Origin of the sequence: Sulfurospirillum deleyianum DSM 6946 (assembly GCF_000024885.1) — a bacterium.
In the GTDB taxonomy this organism is placed as follows: Bacteria; Campylobacterota; Campylobacteria; order Campylobacterales; family Sulfurospirillaceae; genus Sulfurospirillum; species Sulfurospirillum deleyianum.
In genome coordinates, this window is record NC_013512.1 from 1,674,607 (window position 1) to 1,696,682 (window position 22,076).

At 41.2% G+C, this 22,076-nt stretch carries 16 protein-coding genes, 3 tRNA genes and 3 rRNA genes; 5 read left to right on the plus strand and 17 right to left on the minus strand.

Features of this window, described 5'->3' with window-relative positions:
- Nucleotides 1–71: 71 nt before the first annotated feature.
- The 7 genes from SDEL_RS08370 to SDEL_RS08400 all read right to left on the minus strand — a co-directional run bounded on the left by SDEL_RS08370 (nucleotide 72) and on the right by SDEL_RS08400 (nucleotide 9,401).
- A complete protein-coding gene (locus SDEL_RS08370) occupies nucleotides 72–1,997 on the minus strand; it encodes a penicillin-binding protein 1A (protein WP_012857427.1) in 1,926 nt (641 codons plus the stop codon).
- Complete coding sequence (locus SDEL_RS08375) at nucleotides 1,994–2,689, minus strand: ATP-binding cassette domain-containing protein (protein WP_012857428.1); 696 nt, start codon at nucleotides 2,687–2,689, stop codon at nucleotides 1,994–1,996. The genes SDEL_RS08370 and SDEL_RS08375 overlap by 4 nt, the downstream gene beginning before the upstream one ends.
- Nucleotides 2,686–3,777, minus strand: coding sequence for an aminotransferase class I/II-fold pyridoxal phosphate-dependent enzyme (locus tag SDEL_RS08380; RefSeq protein ID WP_223295814.1), 1,092 nt, complete (start codon nucleotides 3,775–3,777; stop codon nucleotides 2,686–2,688). The genes SDEL_RS08375 and SDEL_RS08380 overlap by 4 nt, the downstream gene beginning before the upstream one ends.
- 6 nt (nucleotides 3,778–3,783) lie before the next feature.
- On the minus strand, nucleotides 3,784–4,338 hold the full coding sequence (maf, locus tag SDEL_RS08385; RefSeq protein ID WP_012857430.1) for a septum formation inhibitor Maf: 555 nt from the start codon (nucleotides 4,336–4,338) through the stop codon (nucleotides 3,784–3,786).
- On the minus strand, nucleotides 4,338–4,835 hold the full coding sequence (locus SDEL_RS08390) for a hypothetical protein (RefSeq protein WP_012857431.1): 498 nt from the start codon (nucleotides 4,833–4,835) through the stop codon (nucleotides 4,338–4,340). The genes maf and SDEL_RS08390 overlap by 1 nt, the downstream gene beginning before the upstream one ends.
- Nucleotides 4,836–4,844: 9 nt before the next feature.
- The gene (gene alaS, locus SDEL_RS08395; protein WP_012857432.1) at nucleotides 4,845–7,385 is read right to left on the minus strand and encodes an alanine--tRNA ligase; all 2,541 of its coding nucleotides are present in this window, start codon (nucleotides 7,383–7,385) and stop codon (nucleotides 4,845–4,847) included.
- A gap of 63 nt (nucleotides 7,386–7,448) precedes the next feature.
- Complete coding sequence (locus SDEL_RS08400) at nucleotides 7,449–9,401, minus strand: glycoside hydrolase family 17 protein (RefSeq protein ID WP_012857433.1); 1,953 nt, start codon at nucleotides 9,399–9,401, stop codon at nucleotides 7,449–7,451.
- A 116-nt stretch (nucleotides 9,402–9,517) separates the two neighbouring features.
- Here SDEL_RS08400 and SDEL_RS08405 point away from each other — a divergent pair, with 116 nt between their 5' ends.
- Together SDEL_RS08405 and hemH are read left to right on the plus strand one after the other, a co-directional pair.
- Nucleotides 9,518–9,697 (plus strand): hypothetical protein, encoded by a 180-nt coding sequence (locus tag SDEL_RS08405; protein WP_012857434.1) that lies wholly within the window; start codon nucleotides 9,518–9,520, stop codon nucleotides 9,695–9,697.
- Complete coding sequence (hemH, locus tag SDEL_RS08410; RefSeq protein WP_012857435.1) at nucleotides 9,698–10,636, plus strand: ferrochelatase; 939 nt, start codon at nucleotides 9,698–9,700, stop codon at nucleotides 10,634–10,636.
- Here hemH and SDEL_RS08415 read toward each other — a convergent pair.
- Genes SDEL_RS08415 through flgB form a run of 4 tightly spaced genes read right to left on the minus strand, consistent with a single transcriptional unit; the run spans nucleotide 10,617 to nucleotide 13,681 of the window.
- Nucleotides 10,617–12,416: a peptidoglycan D,D-transpeptidase FtsI family protein gene (locus tag SDEL_RS08415; protein WP_012857436.1), complete on the minus strand. Its 1,800-nt coding sequence runs from the start codon at nucleotides 12,414–12,416 to the stop codon at nucleotides 10,617–10,619. The two genes, hemH and SDEL_RS08415, sit on opposite strands and share 20 nt — an antisense overlap.
- 12 nt (nucleotides 12,417–12,428) lie before the next feature.
- On the minus strand, nucleotides 12,429–12,725 hold the full coding sequence (gene fliE, locus SDEL_RS08420; RefSeq protein ID WP_012857437.1) for a flagellar hook-basal body complex protein FliE: 297 nt from the start codon (nucleotides 12,723–12,725) through the stop codon (nucleotides 12,429–12,431).
- Between the two features lie 20 nt (nucleotides 12,726–12,745).
- Nucleotides 12,746–13,237: a flagellar basal body rod protein FlgC gene (flgC, locus tag SDEL_RS08425; RefSeq protein WP_012857438.1), complete on the minus strand. Its 492-nt coding sequence runs from the start codon at nucleotides 13,235–13,237 to the stop codon at nucleotides 12,746–12,748.
- Between the two features lie 9 nt (nucleotides 13,238–13,246).
- Entirely contained in the window at nucleotides 13,247–13,681 is a 435-nt protein-coding gene (gene flgB / locus SDEL_RS08430; RefSeq protein WP_012857439.1) for a flagellar basal body rod protein FlgB, read from the minus strand.
- Between the two features lie 290 nt (nucleotides 13,682–13,971).
- On the opposite strand from flgB, the gene SDEL_RS08435 reads away from it, so the two are divergent.
- Genes SDEL_RS08435 through SDEL_RS08445 form a run of 3 tightly spaced genes read left to right on the plus strand, consistent with a single transcriptional unit; the run spans nucleotide 13,972 to nucleotide 16,618 of the window.
- A complete protein-coding gene (locus tag SDEL_RS08435) occupies nucleotides 13,972–15,132 on the plus strand; it encodes an FtsW/RodA/SpoVE family cell cycle protein (protein WP_012857440.1) in 1,161 nt (386 codons plus the stop codon).
- On the plus strand, nucleotides 15,129–16,157 hold the full coding sequence (gene murG / locus SDEL_RS08440) for an undecaprenyldiphospho-muramoylpentapeptide beta-N-acetylglucosaminyltransferase (protein WP_012857441.1): 1,029 nt from the start codon (nucleotides 15,129–15,131) through the stop codon (nucleotides 16,155–16,157). The genes SDEL_RS08435 and murG overlap by 4 nt, the downstream gene beginning before the upstream one ends.
- Before the next feature lie 2 nt (nucleotides 16,158–16,159).
- Entirely contained in the window at nucleotides 16,160–16,618 is a 459-nt protein-coding gene (locus tag SDEL_RS08445) for a GNAT family N-acetyltransferase (protein ID WP_012857442.1), read from the plus strand.
- 5 nt (nucleotides 16,619–16,623) lie between these two features.
- Here the strand turns inward: SDEL_RS08445 and SDEL_RS08450 are convergent.
- The 6 genes from SDEL_RS08450 to SDEL_RS08475 all read right to left on the minus strand — a co-directional run bounded on the left by SDEL_RS08450 (nucleotide 16,624) and on the right by SDEL_RS08475 (nucleotide 21,955).
- Nucleotides 16,624–16,700: transfer RNA gene (locus SDEL_RS08450), tRNA-Arg, on the minus strand.
- Nucleotides 16,701–16,738: 38 nt separating this feature from the next.
- Nucleotides 16,739–16,854: ribosomal RNA gene (rrf, locus tag SDEL_RS08455) — 5S ribosomal RNA — on the minus strand.
- 135 nt (nucleotides 16,855–16,989) lie between these two features.
- A 23S ribosomal RNA gene (locus SDEL_RS08460) occupies nucleotides 16,990–19,902 on the minus strand.
- Between the two features lie 301 nt (nucleotides 19,903–20,203).
- Nucleotides 20,204–20,279 (minus strand) — tRNA-Ala (locus tag SDEL_RS08465).
- A 1-nt stretch (nucleotide 20,280) separates the two neighbouring features.
- A tRNA-Ile gene (locus SDEL_RS08470) sits at nucleotides 20,281–20,357 on the minus strand.
- A gap of 89 nt (nucleotides 20,358–20,446) precedes the next feature.
- Nucleotides 20,447–21,955, minus strand: a 16S ribosomal RNA gene (locus tag SDEL_RS08475).
- The 16S, 23S and 5S rRNA genes sit together here with 3 tRNA genes alongside, the layout of an rRNA operon.
- Nucleotides 21,956–22,076: the final 121 nt, after the last annotated feature.

Sequence of the window (22,076 nt, forward strand, 5' to 3'; positions counted from 1 at the left end):
TCTTACAAAGGGGATAAATTCCCCTTTGCTTCTTCTTCTTTTTTCACACTTTTTATCATTACATGTAACCCTTAGAAAATCAAACCGCCCTCTTCTTTAAGCTCTTTATTGCTCGATTTTGGCAGAGGAGAGACATCGGTAAAATACTCCATAACACCATCTATTTTTCGAGCACTGACCCCTTCTGGCATACTAAACTTACGGGTTGTTTCAGGATGTAATTCAAGGTATTTACTCATAAAATGTTTAAACGCAGGAGCTGCCGCACGTCCACCTGTTTCACTGCGTTGCATCGGCGTATTATTATCATTCCCGTACCATGTTAAAACTTCAATATCAGGAGAAAAACCACAAAACCATGCATCGACATTGTTATTGGTTGTTCCTGTCTTTCCAGCAATTTCAATCCCTGCTACTTGTGCGTTACGTCCAGTTCCTCGATTGACCACCTCTTTGAGCATATCCAGCATCAAAAAACTCTGCTTTGGAGAAGTTATCTCTGTGTTTTTGGACTCATAGACTCGCTCTTCCCCGTAACGATTGACCACTTTTTTCACCAATAAAGGCTCTACCTTTACCCCATAATTAGGGAACATCGAATAAAAAGAACTAAATTCTAAAGGCGAAATGCCAAAGGTTCCTAGAGCAATAGAAAGATCCATAGAGAGATTTTTAAAACCATCTTTCACAAACTCTTTATAAACACTATCCAATCCCAATAACGAGAGAAGATTGATGGTTGCGAGGTTGCGAGAATGTACTAACGCTTCTTTGAGGGTAATCAATCCCTCAAAATTATTTTCATAGTTTCGAGGTGTCCATGTCTCATCTGTTTCGCTGTTCACATACGTTCGTGAAATATCTGGAATCTCACTTAAAGGAGAGTACCCCCAATCTAACGCCTTTTGATATAAAAAAGGCTTAAAACTAGAACCTGGTTGGCGTTTGCTTTGGGTCGCTCGGTTGAAACTGCTTTTTGCATAATCCAATCCCCCAACCAAAGCCAAAATATTACCTGAGTTATTTTCAACGACCACGATTGCGCCATTGAGTTCTGACGTATCTGTCTTTTTCCCCGCACGAGAGATCATCCCCTCATAACCCACTTTGAGTGATTCTTGCGCAAGCTGTTGAAGTTTCAAATCCACGCTCGTATAAATCTGATACCCTCCACGCTTAATATCTTCATACTCGGGTAAAAGCGTTTTAATAACTTCATCCACCACATACGGTGCACGATTGCGAGTGAGAGTTTCATCGTAAACAACAGGGTGTTCCATCATTGCTTTGGTATATTCACCCTCACTAATCCATCCAATCGAATGCATACGATTTAAGACTTGATTGGCTCTGCCCAGTGATAAATCCATATGACGGGTTGGGTCATACGAACTAGGTGCTTTGGGAAGCCCTACGAGCATCGCAATCTCTTTTAATGTCAGCCTATCCAAAGGCTTTTTAAAATAACCAAGGGCTGCGGTCTTAATCCCATAGTAGCCATGCCCAAAATAGACATGATTGAAGTAACGCTCTAAAATCTCTTCTTTACTAAGCTCTGCTTCAACCGTGTATGCCAAGACAGCCTCATTAATCTTTCGTGACAAGGTTTTTTGACGTGTTAAAACCGTATTTTTAATGAGCTGTTGCGTAATCGTACTTGCCCCTTCAACCAATTTCATCGCTTGAATATCTTTGATAATGGCTCGAAAAATCGCTTCAATATTAATCCCCCCATGTTCAAAAAAAGAGGTGTCCTCCGTCGCGACCAAAGCTTCAATCACACGAGCAGGAATCTCATCATAAGGCACATATAAACGATGTTCTTCTTCAAAAAGATTTGCCATTAATTCGCCATTTCTATCATAAATCTGCGTCGTAATCTTTGGCTTATAATCAATAATTTTATTAGCATCAAAACGTACTTGTGCATATAAAAAGAGTACCGCTAACACTACGGCAAAAATAATCATTGAAAAAATTGTTACTATATATCTCACGTTCTAAAACTCCTTTGTCTAAATCCTGAGCTTAAAAGCTGCTTCGTATAAGCCTCTTTTGGAGCCACTAAAATCTCTTTTGTTTTTCCTTGCTCAACTATTTTCCCTTGCTGAATAATCCCTACCTCATCACAGAGATCTTCCACCGTTGCAATATCATGCGTCACAAATAAAAGATCAAATCCCAATGATCTCTGTAAGCTTTGAATCAACGAGAGAATCACCCCTTTACTTCCTTCATCCAGCGCCGTAGTCGGCTCATCCAATAACAACAAACGTGGTTTCAAACTTAATGCCATAGCGATAATCAACCGCTGTAACTGTCCACCACTAAGCTCAGAAGGAAACCGCTCTAAAAACGAAGCTTCTAAACCAACCATCTCCAAATAAGCAACACTGACATCTTTTTCTTGCATAAACTGCTGCCCTATTTTGGTTAAGGGAGAGAGTGCGGTAAAGGGATTTTGAGGAACCAATGCCACACTCTTTCCTCTTTCAAGGGTATAGGAAGCATCATACTCCAAATGCAGTGTGAGCTCTTTTGGTAACATCCCTAAGAGTGCTTTGAGGGTCAAACTCTTACCACTCCCACTCTCCCCAATAAAGGCAAAAGTATGCTGAAACGAAAAAGAGATATCAACTAATACTTTCTCGTGACTCTCAAGTTTCAGGCTTTTACATGTAAAGCTCAAACATCACCCTTTTTCAACACATCACACAAAGATTCTAGGGATTCTAAGGATTCACCCAACTGAGGAATAATCCTTAAAATAGGCTTCTCAACCGTAGGCGGACGAATAGCCCCCACTAAAAATCCCTGCTCCATCAATAAACGTTGTACCCCTAAAGCATCCACGCCCTCTTTAAGTGGATAGGCACAAATAAGCCCTTCAATGCTCATGCCCAACGCACGGGCAAGAAGTGCTTGACGTTGCTCTATCTCCGCTTTAATTTTTGCTCTATTTTTCAAAAGGTATAAAAATCCCTGATACCCTAAGGCAATATCAAATAAAGAAGGTGCAGTGGTATAAATCAATGCTTTTGCACGATTTTGTAAAAAAGAGGCGATATGTTCAGAACATAAAATATACGCTCCATAACTGCCTAAGGCCTTTCCTAACGTGCCCATTTTGATATGATTAGGCTTGGGAGTGATTCCAAAGTGATCAAATACACCCCGAAGATTTTCACCCAAAACCCCTACACTGTGTGCTTCATCAACAATTAAAATGGCATTGTAGCGATCGGCTACCTCAAAAATTTCAGGATTTAGCACATCCCCACTCATCGAGTAAATACCCTCAACAGCAATAATCACACGATTGTGTGTATGGGTATTGATAAGATGTTCAAGATGAGTGGCATCGTTGTGGCGAAAGAAAAGCAGTGTTGCATCTACCCGTTTCGCAGCAACTATGCCACTGGCATGGTACTCTTCATCTAAAATTAACACATCTCGTTTTCTAGGCAAAGCTTCAATCAACGAAAAATTCGCTAAAAAACCACTCCCACAGACCAAACCTGCTTCAAAACCGTTGGTACGTGTTAAAAAGGATTCAAACTCTTCATGGATAGGATGATAGCCATTGACCACCATAGACGCTTTGGAGGCATGGGTTTTATACATGGAAACTTGCGTGACGGCTCGATTGAAGAGTGCTTTTTTCTGCGCAAAACCCAAATAATCATTGGAGCAAAAATCAATCAACGTCTCATCGAAGAGCCTTCGTGTACGTGTGCGATTTGATTTAGCAATAGCGGCTAATTCATTGTGATACATCATACATTAAGATAAAAAAGGAATGAGCTTCTCAATGCTAAGCCCCATGGCTGTACTCTCAAGTCCCACCACTTCTTCAATGTAAGATTTACAAAACCCTTCCACCATACACGCTCCTGCTTTGCCTTTCCATTCATCCCCTTGTAAATAGGCTTCAAGAGAAGCTTTATCAAAAGGTTTAAAACGGTAGTGTGTCGCACTTAAATCCATCATCTCGCATTTGGCGGACTTATACATCATACACGTTAAGATGCTCACACGACTTCCACTTTGACGCTCCAAAATGCGTCTTGCATCCTCTACATCTTTGGCTTTTCGAAGAATTTCTCCATGAGCGGTGACGACCGTATCGGCACATAAAACAGCTCTATCGAGTGCATAAGAAGCAAGATAGCTTTGCATTTTACCCTTGGTCGCATGATACACAAAGTGTGCGGGATTTTGAAGGCTTAACTGCTCTTCATCAAATCCACACTCCCTTTGAATAAAAGGAATACTATGCGCCCTTAAAATTTCCGCTCTCGTTTGTGAAGATGAGCCTAAAACGATTTGTTGCATCATTAAAACCCTCGTAAAATAACACCGAAATAGCCTGAAATGGCGGCTAAAAGAAGGTTTAAAGGAATCAAATAACGCACAATCAACACAACATTTTCTTCCACTTCTATATAATTCTCTTCTACCATTCCCTTTTGGGCTCTTCGGTATTTTAAATACATGTAAAGCATATTAAACGCAATAAACGTCCACAATGCCTCTTTGGTATGCACCATCACATTCGTTAAAGGATTTCCCCCTCGAAAGCCAAGCCCTATATGCATAAAAACAGATGTAGCGATAATAAAAAACATCATCGGAAGTGAAAAAAGCATGTAACGTTCTACCATCTTCATGCAATTTTCAAACCGTATTTTCATATCAGAGATCTCTTTTTGAATAGGATGAATCACAAAACGTACTGTAAACATGCTCCCAATCAGTAGCGCTGCACTGATAACATGTAAAAAGATAATAATCCTGCTGTAATCACTAAAACTTTCAATAAAAAAATCTCGCATCCTCAAGCCTTACAAAAGGGATTTGGCGTATGCCAATGCAGCATTTTTCGCCTCTTCAACCCTAGAGGCATCCTTACCTCCAGCTTGTGCGAAATCATCCCTTCCACCACCACCACCACCAACGATAGGGGCAATCTCTTTAATCCATGCTCCCGCTTTAATTGGTGCATTTTTAACACCTGCGGCAATAAGCACTTTATCCTCTTTAACTTGCAATAATAACACCGCCACAGACTCTTTCTCATTTTTCAAATCATCAATCCGTGCTTTAATATCCCCCGCACCTAAAACATCCACAATCAACTCTACACCGTTTACATGTAAAGATTCAACGGCTTTACCTGCTTGAGCATTAAGCGACTCTACTTCTGTTTTTAAGCTCTTAATCTCTTCTTTAAGACGGTTAATACCAATCAACGGTTCTTTGTGTTTCACACTCTCTTTAATCGCTTCCATCTCCGTGCGTAATGCTTGTGCATACGCTAAAGCAGCCCCTCCACAAATCGCTTCAATACGACGAACTCCTGCGCTGACACCACTCTCTTTTAAAATGAAAAAGCTTCCAATGTTCGCCACATTTTCCACATGCGTTCCACCGCACAGCTCAATACTCGCATCGCCAAAACTCACCACACGCACTTCAGAGCCATATTTTTCACCAAAAAGCGCCATAGCTCCGCTTTTTTTTGCCTCTTCAATATTCATCAGTTTTGTCTCACCCGCAACACCACTTGCAATGATGCGATTCACAAAAGCTTCAATATTTGAAAGCTCTTCATGACTCAAGGCTTTTGGATGGGAGAAGTCAAAACGCAAACGCTCTTTTTCTACCAAACTACCCGCTTGGGCAACATGATCACCTAAAATGGTTCGCAAAGCACTATGCAATAAGTGTGTTGCACTGTGATGCTTTTCAATTTCTAAACGAGAAAGATCCACAACAAGTGCTACCTCATCGTTTACATGTAAAGGTTTTTCAAGCTCTACCAAGGAGAGATTTAAATCAAAAAACTTCTTGGTATCGAGCACTTTACCATACCCTTCAATACTTCCTTCATCACCACATTGACCACCACTCATCGCATAAAATGGCGTTTTTTCAAACATGACCCAGCCGTTTTCGTCTAAGCTCTCGACCTCTTTAAAATTTTCATCCAAAAGGGCTAAAACCTTTGTTTTAACCTCTTTTTGCGTATAGCCTACAAAGGTATTTAAACCAAATTTCTCTAAAAGCGGTTTAAACTCGCCATGCGTTGCTTTATCGCCACTGCCTTTCCATGAGGCTTTTGAACGTGCTTTTTGTTCTGCCATTAATGCTTCAAACTCCGCTTCATTGACACTTAAACCTTTTTCTCTGAGCATATCCGCCGTTAAATCGAGTGGAAAACCATAAGTATCGTAAAGTTTAAATGCCACTTCCCCGCTAAACATCGCTTTGGTATTGGGTAGCTCTTTTTCAAATAACTCTAGCCCTGAAGCAATCGTTGTAAAAAAGCTCTCCTCTTCGTTTTTAATCTGCTCCGCCACACCCTCTTTTTTAGCGACCAAATAAGGGTATTGTTTGCCCATAAGATCACATAACGTATCTAAGAGTTTGTACATAAAAGGCTCACGAAGTCCTAAGAGATAACCATGACGTACAGCACGGCGTAAAATACGTCGTAAAACATAACCACGTCCCACACGACCAAAGCTGACTCCTTGTGCCACTAAAAACGCAACAGAGCGAATATGATCAGCAATAACTCGGTAACTGGCTCCTGTTTTATACGCATAAGCTTTACCGCATAGTTCTGCTACTTTACTCGTCAAAGGGATAAACAACGATGAATCGTAGTTACTAAAAACACCCTCTTGCACTGCGGTCACACGCTCCAATCCCATACCTGTATCAATCGAAGGCTTAGGAAGGGGATGTAAATTTCCCTCTTTATCACGTTCATACTGCATAAACACGAGATTCCAAATCTCTAAAAAACGATCCCCATCGCCACCCATGTAATCTTCTGGCGTATTAAAATTCTCCGCTCCTTGGTCAATAAAAATCTCACTACAAGGACCACAAGGACCAGTATCGCCCATTTGCCAAAAATTGTCTTTATCCCCAAAACGCATGATACGAGAGGCATCAATATGCTTTATCCATATCTCCTCCGCCTCATCATCGCTCTCATGCACCGTTACCCAAAGCTTCTCTTTAGGCAGTTTTAACACTTCAGTCACAAATTCCCACGCATGAGAAATCGCATCCTCTTTAAAATAATCTCCAAAAGAAAAGTTACCCAACATCTCAAAAAAAGTATGATGACGTGCGGTATAACCGACGTTATCTAAATCATTATGCTTACCACCCGCACGAATACATGTCTGACATGTCGTTGCACGTGGAGGGTTAGGTCTGGGCACTTCACCTGTAAAAACACTCTTAAAAGGAACCATTCCCGCATTGGTAAACAGTAACGTCGCATCATCAGGAACCAGTGGTGAACTCTCAATGACCTTATGACCTTTTTGTTCAAAAAACTTTAAAAACTCAGCTCTAACATCCATCTTTTCGTCCTATTCTATTATGAAAAATTCATCTATTTTAGCTAAAAAACCTAAAGGGCACCATTAAAGCTTACAGCTCTCATTTAAACGATACCCAACAACCCACCATCCAAGCGTTAGAATAATAGCGCCTAAAAAGCCATTGAAGGTCAATAAACAAAAAAGCCCGATAACCATCGCAATCATTCCTAAGATATAGCTTCCTGAAAGCACCGCAAAAAAGGCAATCACACTCCCTGCGATACCGCTATAATTGAGATAAATCACCTTCCCTAAGATAGCTCTGAATTGACATATGGGCAACAAAGGCTCTGTGGCACACACACTCACCAGCGACTCTTTAACATAAATGCCCTCTTTGATAAGCACAAATACAATAGCACTCGCAATCAGCACTAAAAAACTTTTCGTAATGCCACACAATTTGGCACGAGATAGCCACAACGTAGATCCAAACACAACAACTAAAACCACCCAATTCAAAGCAAATCCATTACGAGCGCTCTCTTGTTGTAGCACCACCAGCGCACACACAAATAAGCTCAATCCACTCATTTTTTCCATCATCCCATTGAGCGCCAAACGCTCCGTACTCATATAGGAGAGCGCATAACTCATGGCAATAATCGCTAACACACCCAACTCAAAATTAAGATAACGTCCATCAAAGGCTAAAGAGAGTGCCATAATCAACACAATGCTAACGCTCAATAAATGCAACACATCTTCCCAAAAGGTTTCTCCTTTGGGGGCACTCAATGTTATCACTTGCATACATCGCATCATTGAACCACGCATTGAAATCTCATCGGTCATCACATATTGCACCACTTTAAGCCACAAGATAAAGGCAACACTTAAACAAACAATCGCCCATGCGTACTCTAAGGTATTGCGAGAAACAATCCAATACATATTGGCTTGCCACGCAAGTGCGACAGCTCCACCAAACAAAGAAATAAACCATATGGGTGCTTTTTTACAGCTACATGTAGGCAGTCCCCACAGCCAAATCAATCCGACAAGAGACAACATAAAACTTCCTAAAAACAGCCAAAGGGCATTGGGAAAATTAGAGACAAATCCATGCAAAATATGCTTATCCATACGGTTAGCATCAAAAAGTCCCCAATATCCGCCAACGGCTCCCTCACTCAAACGCTTCCACGGCTGGTCAAACGCTTCGATAAAGTTGTACTTCCAACCATTCTCTTCTGCCATTTTGACAAAACCACGTGTGAAAATAGCTTGATTGAGCGCACTTGGATACGCACCTTCTCGCATTCGCCCCTCACTTGGCCACCCTGTTTCCCCAATGACAATCTCTTTATCATTAATTTTCTGTGTCATTTCATCATAAATATTTTTTACATGTAAAAGGGCTTTATCCACGCTAATGGGCTGATCTTCCCAATAAGGCAAAATATGAATTGTCACACGATCCACTGAGGGAGCAATTTCAGGATGTTTATTCCAAAACTCCCAAACATCAGCATACGTTACCTTCATATCAGGCAAAGCACGTTTGACTTGTTCAATATACCCTACCAACTGAGAAGCACTCACATCACGGCGTAAAAGCGCTTCATTCCCCACCACAACAGTTTCAACACTTTCTCGATACTCTTTGGCTAAAGCAATAACAGTATCAATCTCTTTTTGCGTCATTTTTGCATCATTACTGATCCAAGCACCTAGCCATAATTTCAGCCCATGTTTGCGCGCGATTTCAGGAAGTGCCTCAAGCCCAACACTCGAATAGGTACGAATACAGTTGGTCAAAGTCGAAAGTTTTGCCAAATCCCCTTCCATCTGCTCTTTAGAAGGTCGAAATCCTTTAGCGATATCAAACGGTGAGTCATCTTTCCCAAAAGGGGCGTAAGAGAGACATTGTAACTTTACATCATCAGGTAAGGTGATCAAATCATTGGAGGGCTTTGCCATCCAAAACCAAAACAACCCCAACGAGAGAAACATGGTAATGTAAAAAAGAACGATTTTAACGGCATGACTCATGTCATAATGCTCCTGTATGAAATGGTGCGATTATACAAAAAAGGAGTTTAAAGCCTTTACATGTAAGCATTGTTTTCTTTTCTATGCTAGACTTTTACATGGAAGAAGGAGGATAGATGGGAAAAATCAAAAAACTCTGTAGACTCAAAAAAGATGAGATAAAAGCCCTGATGAAAAAGGTGATAAAAATCGTCTCAAAACCAAAATTTATCTGTGAAAAGTGTGCACGTGTAGCAAAAGAAGAAAAATACCTCTGTCATGCACTCGTACTCAAAATCAAAAAGGAGAAACTATAAATGGCACAAAAAGCGTTAATACTGCTCAATATGGGAGGTCCAAACAACCTCGATGAAGTGAAACTTTTTTTAACCAATATGTTCAATGATAAAAATATTATTACAACCAAAAGTGCTTTATTACGTCGTTTTATTGCGTTTATGATTACTGCGTCACGGACAAAAAAAGCACAAGCTAATTATGCCAAACTAGGCGGTAAATCCCCATTGGTTGGCTATACACAAAAGCTGGTGGATAAACTCCAAAAAGCCCTTCCTTCTGTTCATGTCGATTTTGCGATGCGTTACACGCCCCCTTTTTGTGAAGAGGTTATTCGTAAACTCCTTGAGAAAGAGATTCATGAAGTCACTCTCTTACCGCTCTATCCACACTACTCTTCAACCACAACCAAATCATCCGTTGAAGATTTTATGGAAGTCGCACATCTTCTTGGCTACCATGGAAAAATCAACGTGATTGATCGTTTTTATGAGGATGCCTCGTATAACCAACTTCTGATTCAAAAAATCAAAGAAACGTTAGGCAAACACGATGCTTCAAACTTTGAATTGATTTTTTCAGCCCACTCACTTCCTCAAAAAATCATCGAAAAAGGCGATCCTTACCAAAGAGAAATTGAGTTACATGTAAAGATTTTAAGTGAACTATTGGTGCAGCAAGGTATTCATTTTCACGGCATTCATCTTGCCTACCAATCCAAACTAGGACCTCTAAAATGGTTAGAACCCTCCTTAGAGCAAAAACTCTCATCCCTTGAAAACAAAAATGCTCTGATTGTTCCTATTGCGTTTACGATTGATAATTCAGAAACAGAGTTTGAACTGAGTATGGAGTATGCAGAAGTAGCGCACCATTTAGGCTATGAGCATTATCTGGTTGCGAAATGTCCGAATGATGACGATGCTTTTGTCAGTGCAATTAAGGGACTTTGTTCGTAGCTTCTTTTATTTGAATCTCAGAAGACGGCGTTAAATAGCCGTTTTCTACCAATTTTTCCACCACTTCTTTAAAGACAGGCACCGCACTTTGCGCCGCAAAATAAGCATGCCTTTTTTTCGCTTCTCGTACCAAAACACCTACCGTATAATGGTTGGTTTTATCGTTCACAAATCCAAAGAAAGAGCCGTTGTAACTGCGTACGTATTCACCACCTTCTGCAATATGCGCCGTCCCCGTTTTCCCACCAATTTCAAGCCCATCCATACGGGTTCCTTTTGCCGTACCTTCTTGAACAACTTTGATAAGAATTTTTTGTATCCGTTTTGCGACAGCCACAGGCACCACTTGATTCACAGGAGGTTTTTCAGGAAAAAGCTCTTGCCCTGAAGGAGAGACAATTTTTTTGACTAAATGGGGCGTTGAAATGCGTCCATTGTTGTTAAACACACTGTACGCTTTTAAAATTTGTATAAAAGTGGCATTCATACCATATCCATACGCAACGGTTGCTTTATAAATTGCAGCATTAAAACGATTCATCGCAGGAATCACACCAGGATTTTCAAACGGCAAATCCACACCACTTCTAAGCGAAAATCCAAAATCTTTTAGTCCCTGATAAAACTCAACCGCATCAAGCTTTTGTGCTAAAATAGCTGTTCCTACATTGCTCGATTCAACAATAACGCCTTCTGCTGTTAACGTATCTGCTTTATGGGTATCTTTAATGATTTTTTTACCCAATTTATAACTACCACCATGGACATTAACAATGTCATACGGATTGACTTTATTGGCTTTTAAAAGAAGAGCAAAGGCTATCGGTTTTAAAACCGAACCGGGTTCGTAGATATACTCTACGGCGGATATATTTAACGCCCCATAATCTTTCTTTTCAATCAGATCAGGATTAAAACGGTTGCTAGAGGCTAACGTTACAAGTTCTCCCGTTTCACTGTTCATAACGGCAACCATAATCTCTTTAGCGTCTAATTCATTTTTGTGTTTGTCCAAAAGATTTTCAAGAATTTTTTGCATTCGTAAAGAGATGGTTAAATGGACATCATACCCATCAAAACGTCTCTCAGAAAAGCTATTTCCATCCAAAATAATCGTATTTGCAATATCACGAGCCCCCGTCACTAAAGAGTCTTGTACCGAAGAAAGTTTATCTTCATAATAACGCTCAATGCCCTTAACACCTGTTGTTTTGGTAATATTTTTATACTCTTTTTTTCGTACATACCCCAAAATAGGTGTTGCCGAATCAACAGAGGGATAAACCCTATCCTCACCACTTTCAACAATACTTAACCCATGTAAAAAAGCCACACCCGTTTTAGGATCTTCAAAACTTCGGAAGACTCCTAATTTATAAAGTTTACGAGAGAGTTCTTGAAGGTATTTTGCATTTTTTGAATTAATACGATAAGAGAGAATGGTATTGCCCACATTACTTTTTAGGGTTGCGGCAACGGCTTTAGGGTCATCCCCACTGTAAAGTGAGTAGAGTTTAACAAACAAATCCACTTTTTTAGGGTCAATATTTCGGGTATCCACAGACGCTTTGTAGAGTTTTTGACTTGTCGCTAACTTAAAACCATCCGCACTAATAATATTTCCACGCAATGCATGATTGACCTCTTTGTGTTCTAAACGAGGAAGCCTTCTATCAATGGTTGCCCAATAAAAAAGGGTTCCTAAAAAAATAAGAAACCCTAAAAGTACAACAACAAATAAAAAAAGAATTTTGATTTTTTTAGCGTCAGAGTGTTCCATGGAGGCCAAAAATTAAATTTGCGTTTTAGAGATCTCTTTATAAGCACTCAGTGCTTTATTTCGAATCTCTAACATCAATTTCATACTGGTCTCAGCTTTGTTAATCGCAATGGCAGCTTGATGCAAATCTTTCACTTCGCCGGTGGCAAGATCTGCCATAGCACGATCCCCTTTAACTTGCGTATCGTTAATTTCATCAATAGAGTTTTGTAGAATTTTTGAAAAATCCTCTCCCACTGATTCTGTTTTCGTAAGAGTCGCATTAGAGGTATTTGTCAATGATGAAAGTTTATCAATGCTATTGTACATGACTTATCTCCTCACACTTTTTATTTTAAAATATCAATCGCACTTTGTGCAATCGCTTTTGCGCTTTGAAACGCTGAAACATTGGCTTGATAAGCTCTCGTCGCTTCAATCAAATTCGCCATTTCAATAACAGGATTAATGTTTGGATACGCCACATAACCCTCTTCGTTTGCATCAGGATGAGAAGGCTCATATTTGTAAGTAAATTCACTCTCATCACGTACCACTTTATCCACAACAACGCTCATTATAGCAGGATTGGCATTTTCTTGCAAAAAAGCGTCATCCAAGGGATTCTCGTATTCGAGCATATTATTATTTTCTGCAATTTTTTCATTGAGCGTTTTACTAAAATCAACCGCTTTAAAGACAACATCTTTGCGCTGATACGGTCCACCCTCACTGGTGCGTGTTGTATTCGCATTGGCGATGTTAGAGCTAATCAAGTCCATACGAAACCGTTGCGCAGAGAGTCCATAACTGCTAATGTCAAAACTACTTAAATATGCCACTGTTTATCCTTATATTTTCTCAGAAGACTCTAAAACACTTTTGAAAATCAAACCATTTTTACGTAACCCTGACATCAGAGCATCAAACATCATAGCATTTTTACCCAACTCAGATGTTTCCACATCTAAATCGACCGTATTGCCATCGTTTCGAGCCATATGCCCGTCTCTAAGATAGAGTGTCGATTTTGAACTATCAAAATCCGTGATGCCTTTTAAATGACTGGTATCTGTTTGTGCCATTTCCAATGTATCTGCGGTACTATTCTGCCCATAAATCTCTCTCTTCTTTTCAATTAAAGCACTTTCAAAATCAATATCTCGTGCCTTATAAAAAGGGGTATCAATATTGGCAATATTACTTGAGATAAGGTCTTGACGCATCGCTCTTGCATTCAAGCCCGCTTCTAACAACTGATTTGATTTAGAGGTAATAATCGCCATGTTTAACCTTTACATGTAATGTGCTCTAGACAAGCAAATTTTATTCCAAATAATGCCATAATAAGGTTTAATCTATTTTAATGTACAATCTTACAAACTAGACTTCTTGCATCACCCTTGAAAAGATAAAGAGTTTATTTAGAGTGCATTAATTTTTAAAACTCAAAATTGAGTCATAGCCGTAGCTATGGCGATGTTTTTAGTTTTAAAAAGTGATGTACTATAAGCGATACTCTTTTTTCAATGGGTTATGAAAGAGGTCTACTATATCATTAACTTTTTAAGAAGCCATGGAAACAGATAAAATACTTTTTTCACTTTGTACTTTTGCCATTTTTGTAGGGATTGTTTTTTCACTCTCCTTACCTGTGTTTACAACCCTTTTTTTCGACTATTCAGAATATCACTTTTTTATTCGACAGTTTGCAGTCGGCATGATTTGCGTGACAGTCATGTGGATGCTCTCCCAACTCGATCCTGATAAATTCCTCAGTACGATTGGGTTTACGATTTTTTTGAGTTGTCTTTTTTTAATGGGCATTATGCACTACCTTCCCGAATCTCTTGTCACTTCCGCAGGTGGTGCAAAACGGTGGATTCGTCTTCCAGGTTTTTCACTCGCTCCTGTTGAATTTTTCAAAATAGGATTTGTCTATTTTCTTGCATGGAGTTTTGCGAGAAAGCTTAACAACAATAAAAAAACGCTCACGGAAGAAATCAAACTCATCTTGCCTTATATCGCTGTTTTTATTTTGGTTATTTATCTCATTGCTGTGATGCAAAACGATTTAGGACAAGTGGTTGTTCTTGCATTAACCCTCGCAGTAATGGCATTTTTCGCAGGAACCAGCTTACAACTCTTTATGTTAGCCATTTTAGGCTCTGTGTTTGTCTTTTTAATTGCTATTTTTAGCTCAACTCACCGTATTATTCGTATTAAAACATGGTGGGCAACCATACAAAACATGGTGCTCTCACTTTTTCCTGAGAGTATTGCCTCCGTTTTAAGAGTCGAAGATGCTCCTGAACCCTATCAAATTTCGCACTCCTTAAATGCCATTAAACACGGTGGCGTTTTTGGCGAAGGTATTGGCAATGGAATGCTTAAACTAGGCTACTTAAGTGAAGTTCATACCGATTTCGTTTTAGCGGGTATTGCTGAAGAGATGGGTGCGCTAGGCGTTACGGTACTTACTCTCGTAATTATTACCATTATTTATCGTATTTTTAAGATTGCCTCACGAAGCCCTAATAAGGTCTATTATCTTTTCTCTTTAGGCATAGGTCTGCTCATCGTCTTTTCATTTTTGATGAATTCGTATGGCATTACCTCTATTACACCCATTAAAGGTATCTCTGTTCCTTTTATAAGCTATGGAGGAAGTTCTATCTTAGCGCTTTCTGTTGGCATTGGAATGGTACTTATGATTAGTAAAAAGGCAAAATTATGATAGCAATTACAGGAGGAGGAACTGGAGGGCACTTAGCGATTGCAAAAGCCATCAAAGAAGAACTCAATCGCCGTGGCATAAAACCCATTTACATTGGTTCTACCTCAGGTCAAGATAAAAGCTGGTTTGAAAACGATGACGGATTTGAAGCAAGCTATTTTTTAGAGAGTCAAGGCATTGTCAACAAAAAGGGTCTCACGAAACTCTTTTCACTCTTAAATATCATCCGTTCTGCTTTTACATGTAAAAAACTTTTTGCCAAACATCACATTCATGCAATCTTTTCTGTAGGAGGCTATTCTGCAGCCCCTGCTTCTATCGGAGCGCTTCTTTTAGGACGACCTCTTTATATCCATGAACAAAATGCTATTCATGGTAAACTTAATGCTGTGTTGAAACCTTTTGCAAAAGCTTTTTTTAGCTCGTATGATACACAAGCAACCTACACAAACTACCCTGTAAATCAAATTTTTTTCACACTTGCAAAAGAACATCACACCCTTCAAACGATTATCTTCTTAGGAGGAAGTCAAGGTGCAGCATTTATCAACCAACTGGCGCTAAAAATGGCAAAAATACTTCATAAGGATGGCATTTCTATTATTCATCAAACAGGAATCAAAGAGTTTGCAACAATCCAAGATTTTTATAAACAAGAAGGTATTCCCGCAGATGTGTTCGCTTTTTCTAAAGAAATAGCCAACAAATTACGTCATGCCGATTTTGCAATCAGCCGTTCAGGCGCAAGTACGTTGTGGGAACTGTGTGCGGCAAAAATTCCAGCTCTTTTTATTCCCTATCCACATGCAGCAGCTAATCATCAATATTTTAACGCAAAAGTGCTTGAAGAGAAAAACTTAGCACTGCTTCTGGAACAAAAAGAGTTATATGATGTTGAAGAAGTCTATCAAAAAATAAAAACACTAGATTTAAATAAAATTTCTCAAGAACTTGATACTATGATTCAGCCCAATGGTGCTAAGGAAATTGTTGATACTATATTACAAACATTACCCAAGGAGTAACTATGTTAAAAGAGCTTATCGTTCGTATTGCAACCCGAGATGATGCCACAAAAATTGCAGAATTTAATGTTCTTTTTGCCAAAGAAACGATTAATAAAAATATCCCCTTAGCATTAACCACAGAAGGCGTTCATCAAGTCTTCGCAAAATTTCACAATGGTTTTTATCTGCTCGCTTCTCTGAATGAGACGATTGTAGGTATGACAATGATTACACGTGAATGGAGCGACTGGAGTAATGGAGCTTTCTACTGTATTCAAAGTATTTTTGTAACAGACCATAAGCATGAAAAAGAGATTCATGATGCGCTCTTAGAAAAAGCAAAAACATTAGCAAAAGAACATTATGATGTATGTGGAATACGCTTATATGTCCATAAAGATGATAAAGAGACACAAAAAATGTATGAAGAGTTAGGATTACAAAAAACACCATACAGACTATTTGAAGAATTATTTTAAGGAAGTGGTGCGCTCGAAGGGACTCGAACCCCTGACCGTTGGTACCGCAAACCAATGCTCTATCCATCTGAGCTACGAACGCACATCATTTATTTTTGAGTTAAATCATAAGGAGATACGAACTGGCAGCGACCTACGTTTCCATCCCAGTAAGGGAGAGTATTATCGGCGATGAAGAGCTTAGCTTCCTGGTTCGAAATGGGACAGGGCGTTTCCTCTTCTCTAGAGCCACCAGAATCGTGAATTAAATCTATTTAGCAGTATAGCGAAATAGGCTTAATTCACCATTCTTCAGGTGAGTTTAAAATTGTCTAGTCAACAAAGCGCTTTACACTTAATAAGGAAGTGAAATAGCATTATCATACGTAATAATATGTAAGCCAAACGACCTATTAGTACTGGTCAGCTAAAGGGCTCTCACCCATTACACACCCAGCCTATCAAACATGTAGTCTTCATGAGGTCTTCAGGGAAAGTTCATCTTGGAGTTGGCTTCCCGCTTAGATGCTTTCAGCGGTTATCACATCCGAACATAGCTACCGGGCGATGCTCTTGGCAGAACAACCCGTACACCAGTGGTTCGTTCAACCCGGTCCTCTCGTACTAGGGTTAACTCTCCTCAACTTTCCTACGCCCACGGCAGATAGGGACCGAACTGTCTCACGACGTTCTGAACCCAGCTCGCGTACCGCTTTAAATGGCGAACAGCCATACCCTTGGGACCTGCTCCAGCCCCAGGATGCGATGAGCCGACATCGAGGTGCCAAACCTCCCCGTCGATGTGAGCTCTTGGGGGAGATCAGCCTGTTATCCCCGGGGTACCTTTTATCCTTTGAGCGATGGCCCTTCCACACAGAACCACCGGATCACTATGACCGACTTTCGTCTCTGCTCGAGGTGTATCTCTCACAGTCAAGCTGGCTTGTACCATTATACTCTACGAACGATTTCCAACCGTTCTGAGCCAACCTTTGTAAGCCTCCGTTACTTTTTAGGAGGCGACCGCCCCAGTCAAACTACCCACCAGACATTGTCCTGAACATAGATAATATGTCCCAGTTAGCTATCAGAATAAAGAAGAGTGGTATCTCAACAATGGCTCAGGTGCAACTGGCGTCACACCCTCAAAGCCTCCCACCTATCCTGCACATCTTTATCCCAACAGCAGTGTCAAGCTATAGTAAAGGTCCACGGGGTCTTTCCGTCTTGCCGCGGGTAGGAGGAATTTTCACCTCCACTACAATTTCACTGGATTTCTGGTCGAGACAGCTCCCATCTCGTTACGCCATTCATGCAGGTCGATATTTAATCGACAAGGAATTTCGCTACCTTAGGACCGTTATAGTTACGGCCGCCGTTTACTGGGGCTTCGATCAATGGCTTCGCTTGCGCTAACCACATCAATTAACCTTCCAGCACCGGGCAGGCGTCACACCCTATACATCCTCTTACGAGTTAGCAGAGTGCTGTGTTTTTGGTAAACAGTCGGGAGGGACTCTTTGTTGCAACCTTTTCCGCTTTTGGAAGCAAGTTCCTATACAGAAGGAGGCACACCTTATACCGAAGATACGGTGCTATTTTGCAGAGTTCCTTAACCAGATTTCTTCCACGCGCCTTAGAATACTCATCTCACCCACCTGTGTCGGTTTACGGTACGAGCAATTACAGATATACTTAGAAACTTTTCTTGGCTCGATAGCATCAACGATTCACCATCCCCTCCGAAGAGCATCAAGTGCCTGTCAGATCTCGAATAAAGAAATACGGATTTGCCTGTATCTCAATCTACATCCTTCGAACAACTATTCCATCAGTTGCCTCGTTTAGCTTTAAGCGTCCTTCCATCGCGCTCTATAATTGGTGTTGGAATATTAACCAACTTTCCATCGTCTACCCCTTTCGGACTCGACTTAGGTCCCGACTAACCCTACGATGACGAACATCGCGTAGGAAACCTTGGGTTTTCGGCGAACGGGATTCTCACCCGTTTTATCGCTACTCATGCCTGCATACTCACTTCTAGCCGCTCCAGCGCTCCTTACCGGTACACCTTCAATGCTGACTAGAACGCTCTCCTACCACTCTATTAAAAATAGAATCTACAGCTTCGGTGGATAACTTTAGCCCCGTTATATTTTCCGCGCAGAATCGCTAGACCAGTGAGCTGTTACGCTTTCTTTAAAGGATGGCTGCTTCTAAGCCAACCTCCTGGTTGTTTAAGCAACTCCACATCGTTTTCCACTGAGTTATCACTTTGGGACCTTAGCTGGTAGTCTGGGTTGTTCCCCTCTTGACGACGCATTTTATCACCCGCCGCCTGACTGCCATGATTACATATACGGTATTCGGAGTTTGACAGGGTTTGGTACCTTGGTATAGGCCCTAGCCCAATCAGTGCTCTACCCCCGTATACTACAACATGACGCTATACCTAAATATATTTCGGAGAGAACCAGCTATCACGAAGTTTGATTGGCCTTTCACCCCTATCCACAAGTCATCCCAAGACTTTTCAACGTCAGCGAGTTCGGTCCTCCACTAGCTCTTACACCAGCTTCAACCTGCTCATGGATAGATCACTTCGCTTCGGGTCTGCAGCATCTGACTTATTCGCCCTATTAAGACTCGCTTTCGCTACGGCTCCGAGTTTTCTTAACCTCGCCAGATACCACAACTCGCAGGCTCATTATGCAAAAGGCAGTCCATCACCCTGATAAATCATAGGGCTCTGAATGATTGTAAGCAAATGGTTTCAGGTTCTATTTCACTCCCCTCACTGGGGTTCTTTTCACCTTTCCCTCACGGTACTGGTTCACTATCGGTCTGTAAGTAGTATTTAGGGTTGGGAGGTGGTCCTCCCGGCTTCAGACAGAATACCACGTGTTCCGCCCTACTCAGGATACTGCTAAGATGAATCTAGATTTCGTATATGGGACTATCACCCGCTATGGTTAACCTTTCCAAGTTACTCTACTACCTATCATCATTCTATAACGCAGTCCTACAACCCCTGTTGCAAGCAACAGGTTTGCCCTCTTCCAAGTTCGCTCGCCGCTACTATCGGAATCTCTATTTGATTTCTTCTCCTCTGGCTACTGAGATGTTTCACTTCGCCAGGTTCGCCCCCCGCAGGGTAACTGGTATCACTACCAGTTGGGTTGCCCCATTCGGATATTTGCGGATCAAAGCTTCTTGACAGCTCCCCGCAACTTTTCGCAGTCTAGTACGTCCTTCATCGCCTCTTACAGCCTAGGCATCCACCATTCGCTCTTAATAGCTTACCTATTTGTATTCTAATGCACATTTCACTCCCTTATTAAATGTAATGAAACATTAAACAAGTTGTAAATTGTTTTTTTTGCGTTTTGTTGACTTTGACAATAATAATTTAAATAACATCTTTATGTTCTTTCATCAAATGGCAAAGCCATCTTAAAGAACCAAACCTAAAGCACAACGCACATGCATCGTATCATAAGTTTTAGAACACAAACTTAGACTAAAAAAGTCTAATAACAACTCTTACATGTAAAAACTGTTATTAAACTTCTTAAGATCTTCTTGAACAATGTTTACCATAAAAAATGGTGGAGAATAGCGGGATCGAACCGCTGACCTCCTGCGTGCAAAGCAGGCGCTCTCCCAGCTGAGCTAATTCCCCATGGTGGGCTTAAGAGGACTCGAACCTCTGACCTTACCCTTATCAGGGGTACGCTCTAACCACCTGAGCTATAAGCCCCTCTTTCATTCAATCTCTCAAAACTAAATAAGCAACCAAGCCATTCTCGCCCGAGACACCATTGTGAGATAGTGTCTCTTATACTCTAGAAAGGAGGTGATCCAACCGCAGGTTCTCCTACGGTTACCTTGTTACGACTTCACCCCAGTCGCTGAACCCACCGTGGTCGGTAACTAGTTTAGTATTCCGGCTTCGGGTGAATTCAACTCCCATGGTGTGACGGGCGGTGAGTACAAGACCCGGGAACGTATTCACCGTAGCATATCTGATCTACGATTACTAGCGATTCCAGCTTCATGGAGTCGAGTTGCAGACTCCAATCCGAACTGAGACTAGGTTTTAAGATTTGCTCCACTTCGCAGTATCGCGTCTCTTTGTCCTAACCATTGTAGCACGTGTGTAGCCCTGGCCATAAGGGCCATGATGACTTGACGTCGTCCTCACCTTCCTCCTCCTTGCGAAGGCAGTCTGATTAGAGTGCTCAGCCAAACTGTTAGCAACTAATCACGAGGGTTGCGCTCGTTGCGGGACTTAACCCAACATCTCACGACACGAGCTGACGACAGCCGTGCAGCACCTGTCTCTAAGTTCTAGTAAACTAGCACTCCCGCATCTCTGCAGGATTCTTAGGATATCAAGGCCAGGTAAGGTTCTTCGTGTATCTTCGAATTAAACCACATGCTCCACCGCTTGTGCGGGTCCCCGTCTATTCCTTTGAGTTTTAATCTTGCGACCGTACTCCCCAGGCGGCACACTTAATCTGTTAAGTGCATTACTGCAATGACTAGCATCGCAACAACTAGTGTGCATCGTTTAGGGCGTGGACTACCAGGGTATCTAATCCTGTTTGCTCCCCACGCTTTCATGCCTCAGCGTCAATAATGTTCCAGTAGATCGCCTTCGCAATCGGTATTCCTGGTGATATCTACGGATTTTACCCCTACACCACCAATTCCATCTACCTCTCCCATATTCTAGTAAAACAGTTTCAAGAGCAGTTCAACGGTTGAGCCGTTGGATTTCACTCCTGACTTATATTACAGCCTACGCATCCTTTACGCCCAGTGATTCCGAGTAACGCTTGCACCCTCCGTATTACCGCGGCTGCTGGCACGGAGTTAGCCGGTGCTTATTCACAAGGTACCGTCATTATCTTCCCTTATAAAAGGAGTTTACACACCGAAATGCGTCATCCTCCACGCGGCGTTGCTGCATCAGAGTTTCCTCCATTGTGCAATATTCCCCACTGCTGCCTCCCGTAGGAGTCTGGACCGTGTCTCAGTTCCAGTGTGCCTGATCATCCTCTCAGACCAGGTATGCGTCATAGCCTTGGTAGGCCATTACCCCACCAACTAGCTGATACAATAAAGCCCCATCCTTTAGCAATAAATCTTTCCCAACTTACCTTATGATAAGAAGGAGTATGGGGTATTAGCAGTCGTTTCCAACTGTTGTCCCCCACTAAAGGGCAGGTTAGCTATATATTACTCACCCGTGCGCCACTAACAAAATAAGCAAGCTTATTTTATCCGTTCGACTTGCATGTGTTAAGCACGCCGCCAGCGTTCACTCTGAGCCAGGATCAAACTCTCCATTAAGTTTGTTCTTTTAGCAGACAGCAAAGCTGTCTTAAAGAACCAAATACTAAAGCACGAAGCAAAGCTTCTGTATCTTAAGTATCCTTCATAAATGAAGTGTTGATTATTATCTCTTTGTTTT